At 56.7% G+C, this 12,199-nt stretch carries 10 protein-coding genes; 9 read left to right on the top strand and 1 reads right to left on the bottom strand.

Annotation, left to right across the window (positions count from 1 at the left end):
• Nucleotides 1–15 precede the first annotated feature (15 nt).
• The 5 genes from purS to ACRZ96_RS03150 all read left to right on the top strand — a co-directional run bounded on the left by purS (nt 16) and on the right by ACRZ96_RS03150 (nt 7,440).
• The gene (purS, locus tag ACRZ96_RS03170) at nt 16–246 is read left to right on the top strand and encodes a phosphoribosylformylglycinamidine synthase subunit PurS (protein WP_010439914.1); all 231 of its coding nucleotides are present in this window, start codon (nt 16–18) and stop codon (nt 244–246) included.
• Between the two features lie 25 nt (nt 247–271).
• Nucleotides 272–940 carry a phosphoribosylformylglycinamidine synthase subunit PurQ gene (gene purQ, locus ACRZ96_RS03165; RefSeq protein ID WP_480771419.1) on the top strand — a complete coding sequence of 223 codons (669 nt, stop codon included), beginning with the start codon at nt 272–274 and terminating at the stop codon, nt 938–940.
• A gap of 36 nt (nt 941–976) precedes the next feature.
• On the top strand, nt 977–2,755 hold the full coding sequence (locus tag ACRZ96_RS03160; protein WP_480438519.1) for a sensor histidine kinase: 1,779 nt from the start codon (nt 977–979) through the stop codon (nt 2,753–2,755).
• Nucleotides 2,756–2,766: 11 nt separating this feature from the next.
• On the top strand, nt 2,767–4,101 hold the full coding sequence (locus ACRZ96_RS03155; protein ID WP_170393162.1) for a sigma-54-dependent transcriptional regulator: 1,335 nt from the start codon (nt 2,767–2,769) through the stop codon (nt 4,099–4,101).
• Between the two features lie 507 nt (nt 4,102–4,608).
• A complete protein-coding gene (locus tag ACRZ96_RS03150) occupies nt 4,609–7,440 on the top strand; it encodes a ribonuclease E/G (RefSeq protein WP_480771420.1) in 2,832 nt (943 codons plus the stop codon).
• A gap of 57 nt (nt 7,441–7,497) precedes the next feature.
• Here ACRZ96_RS03150 and ACRZ96_RS03145 read toward each other — a convergent pair whose 3' ends face one another.
• Entirely contained in the window at nt 7,498–7,731 is a 234-nt protein-coding gene (locus ACRZ96_RS03145; RefSeq protein WP_480613598.1) for a sulfurtransferase TusA family protein, read from the bottom strand.
• Between the two features lie 105 nt (nt 7,732–7,836).
• Here ACRZ96_RS03145 and ACRZ96_RS03140 point away from each other — a divergent pair, with 105 nt between their 5' ends.
• The 4 genes from ACRZ96_RS03140 (at nt 7,837) to ACRZ96_RS03125 (ending at nt 12,191) form a co-directional block, all read left to right on the top strand.
• The gene (locus ACRZ96_RS03140) at nt 7,837–8,589 is read left to right on the top strand and encodes a cytochrome c biogenesis CcdA family protein (RefSeq protein ID WP_170393160.1); all 753 of its coding nucleotides are present in this window, start codon (nt 7,837–7,839) and stop codon (nt 8,587–8,589) included.
• A gap of 87 nt (nt 8,590–8,676) precedes the next feature.
• Nucleotides 8,677–9,891 carry a hypothetical protein gene (locus tag ACRZ96_RS03135; protein WP_480814226.1) on the top strand — a complete coding sequence of 405 codons (1,215 nt, stop codon included), beginning with the start codon at nt 8,677–8,679 and terminating at the stop codon, nt 9,889–9,891.
• On the top strand, nt 9,888–11,237 hold the full coding sequence (locus tag ACRZ96_RS03130) for a cytochrome P450 (protein ID WP_480771421.1): 1,350 nt from the start codon (nt 9,888–9,890) through the stop codon (nt 11,235–11,237). The genes ACRZ96_RS03135 and ACRZ96_RS03130 overlap by 4 nt, the downstream gene beginning before the upstream one ends.
• A gap of 72 nt (nt 11,238–11,309) precedes the next feature.
• On the top strand, nt 11,310–12,191 hold the full coding sequence (locus tag ACRZ96_RS03125) for a fructose bisphosphate aldolase (protein WP_480704746.1): 882 nt from the start codon (nt 11,310–11,312) through the stop codon (nt 12,189–12,191).
• The last annotated feature ends 8 nt before the right edge of the window (nt 12,192–12,199 follow it).

Genomic DNA, 12,199 nt, shown 5'->3' with positions numbered 1-12,199 from the left:
GTGGAGTTCTCGAAAATGAAAGCACGTGTGCATGTGATGCTCAAGAACGGGGTTCTGGACCCGCAGGGTGAGGCTGTGCGTCACGCATTGGGTGCGATGGGCTTTGATCAGGTCGAAGGTGTCCGTCAGGGCAAGGTGATCGATCTGGAACTGGCAGACGGCGCGACCGAGGCGGACGTAACCAAGATGTGCGAAAAGCTGTTGGCCAACACGGTCATCGAACGCTTCGAGATCGAACTGCTCTGAGTTTTCCGACCTAGGAGGGTCCGCCATGCGCGCAGCCGTCATTGTTTTCCCCGGTTCCAACTGCGATCGTGATCTTGCCGTTGCTTTCGAGCAGGCCGGTTTTTCCGTCGATATGGTCTGGCACAAGGATGCCGCGCTGCCCGTGGGTATAGATATCGTCGGTGTGCCGGGTGGGTTTTCTTACGGCGACTATCTGCGCTGCGGCGCGATTGCGGCGCAATCGCCCATTTGTAAAGCGCTGGCCGCGCATACCGAGCGTGGTGGCTATGCCGTCGGTATCTGCAACGGTTTTCAGGTTCTGACCGAAACCGGAATTCTGCCTGGCGCGCTGTTGCGCAATGCCGGTCTGAAATACATCTGCAAAACGATCGGACTCAAGGTCGAAACCAGCGATAGCGCCTTTACTGAAGGGTACAATGCCGGGGATGTGATCGAAATCCCGATTGCGCATCACGATGGCAATTATTTCGCAGACGATGAGACCTTGGTCGAGTTGAAGGATCAGGATCGCATTGCCTTCACATATGCCGAAAATCCCAATGGTTCGCGCGACGATATTGCAGGGATTTTATCGCACAACCGGCGCGTGTTAGGCATGATGCCCCACCCAGAACGAGCGGCGGATTCAGGCCACGGAGGCACCGACGGGACGGCGCTCTTCCGCGCATTGGCCGGGGTGCTGACGCCCGCGTGACTTGAGGTCATCAGTCGGGACGCGTAGCGTCAGTACATGAGCGCGGAAGATCAAGCAAACAGCAAAGGGTTTCTGAACCGGTTTCGCGGCGCGCCTATGGGCTGGCGGCTGCGTCTTGCCGTGTTTTTGTTGCTGCTTGCTACCGTCGCCACAGTGTGGATCACCAACAGTCTGCTAACAAGTCGCTTCACCGAATCGACCAGAAACCGGGCCGAACTGCGGTTAGCCTTGTATTCCGGCAACCTGCTGAGTGAGTTGCGACGCAACGCCATCGTGCCGCAGTTGCTTGCCCGTGACCCCACCCTGATTTCGGCCCTGCAATCCAGCGATTACACGCTGTCGAGCCAGCGCCTGATCTCTTTCGTTGAAGAAATCGGGGCGGCCTCGCTGGTTTTGCTGGATGGGGATGGCCTGACACGTGCTGCAACCGACCGGAACCGGTTGCAGGAAAGCCACCGGAACTCGCCTTACTTCATCGATGCAATTCGATCGAATGCCACTATATTCTCGGTCATTCCACGTGAGTCCGGCGGTTACAGCTTTGTGTACTCGCGGCGAATCGAGGCGAATGCAGAGATCCTTGGCGTGATCGTAGTCGAAGTTGATTTGCAGAAATTTGAACGCGCCTGGGCTGGTATTTCTGACGCGGTGATGGTCACAGACAGCACTGGAACGATCATCCTCTCGACCGAGCCTCAGTGGCGGGGTCTAGATGAAAGCGGTGCCATGTTGCGCCAACCCCCTCAGAACGCGATCCAGCGCGCGATCCGGGCCACAACCGATTGGAGCGCTTTGCCCCCCGATGCCTATCTTCAGGGCGAGGCTGTGATGCGGATGGAGACCCGTATTCCGTTCCGAGGCTGGCAAATGACCTCGTTCACCACCTATTCGTCGATCCGCGAGCGGGTGAACAGCGTTCTGGCGCTTGAGATCATGGCCTTTGCGATTCTTCTGGCACTGACCTTCTATGCGCTCAGCCGCAGAGCGACGTTGCGCATGACCTTGTTCCAGCGCGAGTCGGCGGAGCTTCGCGCATTGAACGTAAGGCTGCAGCGGGAAATCGCTGAGCGTGAACGTGTTGAAAAGACGCTGGAAGTTGCCGAACAAACCCTTGCCCAGAGCTCAAAACTGGCAGCACTTGGAGAGATGTCTGCGGCAGTCAGTCACGAGTTAAATCAACCTCTGGCTGCGATGAAAACTTATCTTGCCGGCGCGCGTCTGCTTTTGCGTCGAAACCGGCCCGAAGAAGCGTTGGCCAGCTTTGGGCGGATCGACGGATTGATCGAGCGGATGGGAGCGATCACGCGCCAGCTCAAATCCTATGCGCGCAAAGGTGCAGATGCGTTTTCGCCAGTAAATCTTGGCGAAGCGCTGGCCTCGTCCCTGTCGATGATGGAACCGCAGCTGCGTCAGCGGCATGTGAAGATAACCCAGATTTTGCCCGAAGAACCTGTTATAGTGATGGGTGATCGGATGCGGATCGAACAGGTTATGGTCAATCTCTTGCGCAATGCGCTGGATGCGACCAAGTCTGTGGATGAGCCGGATGTCGAGATCATTCTCGCTGCAGGTGAAACTGCGGTACTGACCGTGCGGGACAATGGCCACGGGATCGAGGATATCGAAAACCTGTTCGAGCCGTTTTATACAACCAAACGCCCGGGGGACGGCGTTGGTCTGGGGCTTGCCATCTCGTCCGGGATCGTGAACGACCATGGCGGACGGCTGACCGCGCGCAATGGCCAACAGGGTGGCGCGGTGTTTGAGATGCAATTGCCCATATTGGGAAGCGACGGCCTTGAGGCCGCGGAATAGAGGAAGTGACTATGGCACAGGCCATGAAAATCGCCATCGTGGATGATGAACAGGACATGCGCCAGTCGATCAGCCAGTGGCTGGCTTTGTCGGGGTACGACACCGAAACCTTTTCAAGCGCCGAGGATGCGCTCAAGGTGTTAGGGCCAGAATACCCCGGGATCGTGATTTCTGACATCAAGATGCCCGGAATGGATGGCATTCAACTGCTGAAAAAGCTGATGGGGGCCGATAGCACGCTTCCGGTGATCATGATCACGGGACATGGCGATGTGCCAATGGCCGTAGAGGCGATGCGTGTCGGGGCGTTCGATTTCCTTGAAAAGCCGTTTAACCCCGATCGCATGTCCGAACTGGCCAAACGCGCCAGCAATGCGCGTCGTCTGACGCTCGACAACCGAGCCCTGCGGCGTGAGCTGTCTGGCGGTACGCAGATCATGAACAAGCTGATCGGTGCCAGCCCCGTCATGGAGCGGTTGCGTGAAGATATTCTGGATCTGGGGCAGGCGGATGGTCATGTCCTGATCGATGGGGAAACCGGAACCGGAAAGACTTTGGTGGCGCATGCATTGCACGCGGTTGGTAGCCGGGCGGGTAAGAAATTCGTCCTGGTTTCTTGCGCAGCACTTGAGGAAGAAGCGCTGTCGAAACGCCTGTTTGGCCCGATGCTCCCCGAAGACACGCAGTTGCCCGCCATCGAAGAGGCCCGAGGCGGTACGCTGGTTCTTGAGGATGTCGAAGCCCTGAGTGATACGCTGCAGGCCCGTCTATTGAGCGTTATGAATGAGCAGGGCACCCCTGCGGAAACGCGGATCGTTGCGATTTCGAACCTGCAGGAAGCGGGCAAAACCTCAGAAGATGTATTGCGTCCCGATCTGTTCTATCGGTTGGCGGCGCTGCGCATCACCATGCCTCCGCTGCGACAGCGGGGTGAGGACATCCTGACGCTGTTCACCCGTCTGAGCGAACAGTTCGCAGAGGAATATGGCTGCGACGCGCCTCAGGTCAGTGCGCAGGAAGCGGCTCAGCTGCTTCAGGCCCCGTGGCCCGGGAATGTGAGGCAGTTGATCAACATTGCTGAGCGTGCGGTGCTGCAGTCGCGGCGCGGGTCGGGGACAATTGCTTCGCTGCTGATGTCGGATCACGAAGAGATGCAGCCAGTGATGACAACTGAAGGCAAGCCGCTGAAGGAATATGTTGAAGCCTTCGAGCGGATGCTGATCGACAATACGATGCGCCGTCACAAGGGATCGATCGCCTCGGTGATGGAAGAACTCTGCCTGCCACGCCGGACACTGAACGAAAAGATGGCGAAGTACGGGTTGCAGCGTTCGGATTACCTGTGAAAGCGGAGGAGGGGGCCAGCCCCCTCTTGAGCTTGCGGTTCAATTCAACCCCTGGATATTTCTGAACAGATGAAGGGACTCTTCGGCGCGTTCTTGGGTCGCGATGCAGTTTGCCCATTGTCTTTTCCACAGGACTGCTTTTATTGTGATCGAACGGGCCGGGTATTTTGTGCCTGCAAGCCCCGTGTTTTGAGTTTCGCTGCTGAGCTGATGGTGAGGATAGATCCCGCGCGGCGCGGCAGACCGATTATGCCCCGATGGGGCAGATGAACGCCTGAACCCGTCTGTGCGGGTGAAAGGAATAAATGGGCGGGCCGCATATAGACGCGCCTGTCGGAGAAGAACCGCGATGACGCGCGCGCAACGATTGAGTATACGGGCAGGGGGCCAAAGCGCCAGACCCTGCCGCGCGCCGTCCGATATCGCCCGTACAAGACACCTCCCCAAAAGCGCCTGTCCGCCTGGACGGGTCAGGACAACGCGTTTGGCGCGGTGCACCAAGGACACATGGCTAAGAAAATGCTTATCGATGCCACCCACGCGGAGGAAACCCGCGTTGTGGTGGTCGACGGAAACAAGGTTGAGGAATTTGACTTTGAATCCGAAAACAAACGCCAGCTTGCTGGCAACATCTATCTTGCAAAAGTAACACGGGTTGAGCCGTCGCTACAGGCGGCATTTGTGGACTACGGCGGGAACCGGCACGGGTTTCTGGCCTTCTCCGAAATCCATCCCGACTACTACCAGATCCCCGTCGCTGACCGCGAGGCGCTGATGGAGGAAGAGCGCGCCTATGCCGAGGCGATGAAGGCGCGGGATGAGGCCGAGGAAACAAAGCCCAAGAAGCGCCGGTCACGTTCGCGCTCGAAGGCCGCTGACGTCAAGACGGACGATCCGGTTGAGACGCTGGAGGTTTCCTCAGAGCCGACCGGAATGGAAACCATCGATCTGGATGACGGTGAAGAGACGGAGGTGCCCGAAGGGACGTCTCCGATGGAAATCGTTGCCGAGACGCCGGTGGAAGAGCCAGAGGATGCCGACGAGCCTGTTGCTGAAGAAGCTCCGACCGAAGAAGCCAAGTCCGAAGATGTAGATCAGCAGGCGGAAGCGCCAGAAGAGACTGCTGAGGTAGCGGAAGACGCGCCTGTCGAAGCAACTGATACCGACCAAGAAGAACCTTCGGATGAGGTCGAAGCCAAGTCTGACGAAGAAGAGGCGGAAGCTTCTGGTGATGAGCCCGAGGTGGATGGCGAGACAGAAAGCAAAAGCGCTGACGCGGCTTCGAAAGACGATACCATCGAGTCGGTGGCGGACGAAGACGATAGCGAGGATATCCGTCCTCCGCGCAAGCCACGCCCGCGCCGCTACAAGATTCAGGAAGTTATCAAGGTGCGTCAGGTCCTGCTGGTGCAGGTGGTCAAGGAAGAGCGCGGCAACAAGGGTGCGGCACTTACCACGTATCTGTCTTTGGCGGGTCGGTACTGCGTACTGATGCCCAATACCGCAAGGGGCGGCGGAATTAGCCGCAAGATCACCAATGCCGCTGACCGGAAGAAACTGAAAGACATTGCCGCTGAAATCGACGTGCCCACGGGCGCGGGTCTGATCGTTCGTACGGCGGGTGCCAAGCGGACAAAATCAGAGATCAAGCGCGACTATGAATACCTGCAACGACTGTGGGAGCAGATCCGCGAGCTGACGTTGCAATCCATTGCGCCTGCGAAAATTTATGAAGAAGGCGACCTAATCAAACGCTCGATCCGCGACTTGTATAATCGCGACATCGATGAGGTTCTGGTTGAAGGCGAGGGCGGGTATCGCATCGCCAAAGACTTCATGAAGATGATCATGCCGTCGCACGCCAAGAACGTGAAGCGATACGAAGACGCGCTGCCGCTATTCGCGCGATATCAGGTGGAAAGCTATCTGGCCGGGATGTTCAACCCGACGGTTCAGCTGAAATCCGGTGGCTATATCGTGATCGGGGTGACCGAAGCGCTGGTGGCGATCGATGTGAACTCGGGTCGGGCGACCAAAGAAGGTTCGATCGAGGAAACCGCGTTGAAGACCAATCTGGAGGCCGCCGAAGAAGTGGCGCGCCAATTGCGTCTGCGCGATCTGGCCGGTCTGATCGTGATCGATTTCATCGATATGGACGAGCGCAAAAATAACTCGGCCGTTGAGAAACGACTGAAAGACAAGCTGAAAACCGATCGTGCCCGTATTCAGGTGGGCCGGATTTCGGGCTTTGGACTGCTCGAAATGAGCCGTCAGCGCCTGCGTCCTGGAATGCTTGAGGCGACGACCCAGCCATGCCCGTCTTGCCATGGTACCGGCCTGATCCGGTCGGACGACAATATGGCACTGTCAATCCTTCGCCAGATTGAAGAGGAAGGCACTCGCCGCCGTTCGCGTGAGGTATTGGTGCGTTGCCCGGTTAGCATCGCCAACTTCCTGATGAACCAGAAACGCGAACACATCGCGCAGATCGAAGCGCGGTACGGTTTGTCGGTTCGGATCGAAGGGGACGTTCATTTGGTCAGCCCCGACTTCTCGATGGAGAAGTTCAAGACCGCTAGCCGTGTTGTTCCTGAAGCAACTGCGCCGGTGGTTTCGGTTGATGCGTCGCTGATGGATATGGTCGACGCCACGGATGAGGACGAAACCGAAGAAGAAACTGCGGTTCAGAGCGAGGAAGAGACCAAGCCCAAGCGTAAACGGCGTCGGCGCCGGCGCAAGAAGAGTTCGGGCAATGGTGACGCGCCGGATGGCAATGCGGACGAGTCTGACGCAGACAGTGTAACCGACTCGAGCAACGAAGCTGAGAGCGTCGAAGCCAAACAGACCGAGGCGGAGCCTGTTGCTGAGGAAGATGCCGAGAAAGCGACCAAACCGAAAAAGCGCCGGGCACCGCGTCGACGCAAAAAGGATACTGAGGCCACAGCCGAAGCAAGCGAGACGCAGACCGAAGCGGATAATGCGAACTCCGATCAGGAGAAAGAGCCGGTCAATGCTGAGGCCGACGAGGCTGAACAGCAAGAGCCAGCCGATGAGTCTGAAAGCATCGAACCAGCCGCTGAGCCCGATAGTGCTGATGCACCATCAGAACTTGAGATAGCCGAAGCAACGTCGGCTTCTGAAGTCGCTGAAGAAGTGCCAGAGGAACCTGCTGAAGCGCCTGAACTGGTTGCCGAAGAAGCCGAAGAATCGACCGTGGCAGCAGAACCCGAAGTCATTGAGGCTGCCACCCCAGAGCCAGTCTTGGAGGCAGTGGCAGACGAACCCGAACCCGCGCCGACCAAGCCAAAGCGCCGAGGGTGGTGGTCATTGGGACAGTAAGAAATAGGCGGGCCAACTGGCCCGCCTTTTTTCATTAGCGTGCGTTCCAAAGAAACCTCAGGCCGATTTTTGGATCACATATATCTGATGACCATCCACTGTTTCTTGCGAGACAAGTGTGTGGCCAGATTCGGTGCAGAAATGCGGTACGTCGATAATCGCGGCTGGATCATCGGCCAGCACGCGCAGCATACCCCCCGCAGGCAAGGATTTCAGGCGCTTCCGAGCCTTCAAAACAGGCAGGGGGCACAACAATCCCAACGCATCCAGTGTTTCAATCTCATTGGTCATGGGGCTGAGATATTTCTAACGAGCCATACTGTCCAGCGCGCAACCACGAGGATGTGACCGAATGGCCTCGTGACGAAACCCGCGCGATAACTTATGTGCTGAGTCATGTTCGGAATTGAGATCATAGACGCGGGCCTTCTGCCTGCCATGTTTATCGCCATGCTGGGCGGGTTGATAAGTTTTCTGTCTCCCTGCGTGCTGCCGATTGTGCCACCGTACCTCGCGTATATGAGCGGTGTAACTATCAACGAGATGCAGGATGAGGCGCGCGCGCGGCGCAAGGCGACCCTGGCGGCACTGTTTTTTGTTTTGGGTCTATCGACAGTGTTCCTGCTGCTAGGCTTCACAGCCTCGGTCTTTGGGGCGTTTGTCCTTCAGAACCAAGTGCTTTTCGCCAAACTCTCGGGTGCTGTCGTCATTGTCTTTGGCCTGCACTTTCTGAACGTGTTCCGTATTCCTTTGTTGGATCGTGAGGCACGCGTTGATACGGGTGACTCCAGCGGATCTGTGTTCGGGGCATATATTCTGGGACTGGCCTTCGCCTTCGGTTGGACGCCGTGCATCGGCCCACAATTAGGTGCAATCTTGTCGCTTGCCGCCTCCGAAGCATCAGTCACGCGTGGCACCGTATTGCTTGGCGTATATGCGGCAGGCTTGGGCATTCCATTCTTGCTGGCTGCGATGTTCCTGAACCGCTCGATGGCGGTTATGAACCGCATCAAACCGCATATGGGCACAATCGAGAAGGTGATGGGCGGGCTGCTGCTGTTTGTTGGCATCATGCTTGTCACCGGTTTGTTCACCGAATTCAGCTGGTGGCTGTTGGAAACATTCCCGGCTTTGGCAAACCTCGGTTAACCCTCTGGCTTTAAACGCGGATGGATAGACGCCAGGTCTTACCTTGGCGTCAACGCTGCGCTAATCTTTGGCGCAGAGGGCCGGGTAATGAGCAGTCAGCAATCCAAACCGCAGGTGCGCAAACGCCGGGTGTTTTACATTCCCGGCTACGACCCGATTCATCCGCGCCGATATCGAGAGCTCTACCGCAAAGAGGGGCACGCCCAGGCTGAGATATCGGGATACCAGATCGATATTAGCGCTAGGGCGGGCGAAGGTCCCTACGGCTGGCAGGTGACTTCTCAGCAGGACGGCAGTCCTGTTGATGCAGATGTTCAGGTTCTGGTCTGGTCCGATATCGTGCGTGACAGCATGGCTCAATCGATCCCGGCAACCTATCTGCAACTGGCGAGAACCGCCTGGATATATATCTCGACCGGTACGCTTTGGCGGCTGATGCAGCTGCGCAAGGGGCCCGTAATTGCGGCTCTATACCCGGTGGCAATGCTGCTGCTGCAGCTTTTGGCATCGTTGTTGATTGCTTGGGGTTTAGTCGCTGTATTGAAACCACTCGTTGGGTGGTGGTCTTTGGTACCTGCTGCCGGAGCAATCTATGCTCTGATGCAATGGTTCCGAAAGATCGATAATCGTCTGTTCGCTTATTACCTTATGCATGACTATGCCCACTCGGCGAAGCTATACGGCGCGTATTCGCAAGATCTGCAATCGAGGCTGCGGGAGTTTTCTGACCTGATCACCGAGACGCTGGACACAGACACCGATGAGGTGCTGGTCGTAGGTCACAGCTCTGGCGCCCATCTTGGTGTGTCAGTGTTGGCAGATGTTTTACGACGACGGGGCGGTGTACTGGATAAGCCAGTCGTATCCTTTCTGACCTTGGGACAGGTGGTGCCAATGGTTTCGTTTCTACCGCAGGCACACTCGCTTCGCGCTGATCTTAAATATCTATCCGAACGCGCGGATATGACTTGGATCGATGTCTCTGCACCGGGGGATGGCTGCGCGTTTGCGTTGTGCGATCCGGTCGCGGTCAGCGGCGTCGCTGGCCCCAAAAAGTGCGGGCCGCTGGTTCTTTCTGCGGCCTTCACCCAAACACTGTCCTCCGCGCGATGGCAGCAATTGCGTTGGCGCTTTTTTCGCCTGCACTTTCAATATCTTTGTGCGTTCGATCAACCTGGACTTTATGACTATTTCCGCATCACCGCAGGTCCTGAAACATTGAAGCAGCGGTTTGAAGGGCGCGCGCCATCTCGGTCGCGCATTGAACGGGCGGTTTCGAAATACATTGCGGTGGAAGCATGACGCCCCCAAAGCCCGAAGCACGACCGGATAAAGTCTCGCTGTGGCGGTATCTGCGTCTGTTTCGTCAAGACTTGCTGTCTGCTCAGCCCCAGCGTCTATATCGAGCGTGGATGGCTGAATTCCGAACGCCGTTCTTTCACTCGTATATGGTCAACCAACCCAATCTGATCCGCGCAGTTCTGAAAGAGCGCCCGGATGCGTTTCCAAAATCAAATCGCATCAGCGAAGGCTTAAGCCCCTTGTTGGGTCGGTCGGTGTTCCTGACCAATGGCGAAGTCTGGAAACGGCAGCGCAGGATCATTGATCCCGCCTTTGAAGGCGGACGTTTGAAAGATACGTTTCCCGCAATGTTAAATGCGGCGCAGGCTTGTGCGGATCGGCTTTCTGGCAGGGTTGGGCAGAAGGTGGAATGTGAAGAAATCACAAGCCATGTCGCGGCGGATGTGATTTTCCGCACCCTGTTTTCGGTTCCCATCGAAAATGAGGTTGCCGCGCAGGTCTTCGATAAATTTAGAATCTATCAGCGCGAACAGCCCTTGCTGAACCTGGCCGCATTCGTTCCGGTTCCAAGCTGGATGCCCCGATTTCATTCTCGCAAAACTCGCCAAACCGCCAGCGAGATTCGGGATCTGATCAGCCGATTGACGGATGAACGCGCTATAGCAATCGAAAACGGGTCGGCCCCCGATGATCTGGCCACCAAGATAATGACGACAACAGACCCGGAAACCGGAGACCGGTTTGATGCGCAGGAAATGGTCGATCAGGTCGCCATCTTCTTTTTGGCGGGGCATGAAACCAGCGCGTCTGCACTGGCTTGGACGCTCTACCTGATGGCGATGCATCCGGACTGGCAGGAAAAGCTGGCTGAGGAAGCGAAAGCTCTGGACATGCCCAAGTTTTCTACCATGTCCCAATTGAAACTTAGCCGCGATGTGTTTCGTGAAGCTTTGCGCCTGTATCCACCAGTTCCAATGATGGTGCGCGAGGCGACATGTCCTGAACGCTTCCGTGATCGGGATATTTCGCAGGGTTCTCAGATCGTTGTAAGCCCCTGGCACTTGCATCGGCACGAAAGGCTTTGGGACCGGCCGGACGATTTCGACCCCACGCGATGGACGACGGAAAACGGAAAGAAATGCCAGCGCGAGGCCTATATTCCCTTTTCGGCTGGCCCCCGGGTCTGCACGGGCGCAGGGTTCGCGATGGTAGAAGGTCCTTTGATCTTATCGATGCTCTTGCGTCGTTACCGATTCGAAACAATACCAGACGAAACGCCGGTACCGGTCGCGCATTTGACCGTCAGATCGAAAGACGGAATTTGGTTGCGCTTGGTTGAGCGCTAACAAACTACCATCGCTCTTCGGCATGCTGTATGCGGATTGAAAATGCGGAATCATATTGAACGGGATTGAGTTATGTCGAAAGCAGAACAGCGCGCGCAGATGTCCGAAGGCGCAGGATTTATCGCAGCACTGGACCAAAGCGGCGGTTCAACCCCCAAAGCGCTGGCTTTGTATGGTGTTGAAGCATCGGATTACGGATCAGACGAAGAGATGTTCGGCGAGATTCAGAAGATGCGCGCGCGGATCATTCTGGCTGACGATTTCACCAAGGATAAAGTGATTGGCGCGATCCTGTTCGAACGGACTTTGGGTGAAGAAATCGACGGCAAGAAGGTTGCGGATTACCTTTGGTCCGAAAAAGGCATCGTGCCGTTCCTGAAAATCGACAAAGGACTTGAGGATCAGGCCAACGGTGTTCAGATGATGAAGCCAATTCCGGGGCTGGCTGAGACGTTGGCCAAGGCGGATGGTGTTTTTGGCACCAAGGAACGCTCAGTTATCCACGAAGCAAATGCTCAGGGCATTGCCGACGTTGTCGCGCAGCAGTTCCAGGTCGCACGCGTGGTCACTGATGCGGGAATGGTCCCAATTGTCGAGCCTGAGGTAAACATCCACTCGGAAACCAAGGCCGAAGCTGAGGATATTCTGAATTCAGAAATCCTGAAGAACCTGGATCAATTGGCCGAGGGTCAGGAAGTGATGCTGAAGCTGACCATACCCAGCCAGGCCAACCTTTATGATGAGGTAGCGGATCACCCGCGCGTCCTGCGTGTTGTGGCGCTGTCCGGCGGATACTCGACCGAGCAGGCCTGCGACCTGCTTGGCCAAAACAGCAAGATGATCGCGTCGTTTTCGCGCGCACTGACCGAAGGGCTGTCCAAACAGCAATCTGACGCAGAATTTAACGCAGCGCTCGGCGGGAATATCGACAATATCTTCCGCGCCTCGGTCTGATAGTGGGG

Source organism: Ruegeria sp. CF1, from assembly GCF_056537445.1.
The sequence above is the reverse complement of the archived record's forward strand: the minus strand, read 5'-3'. Positions and strand labels throughout refer to the sequence as shown.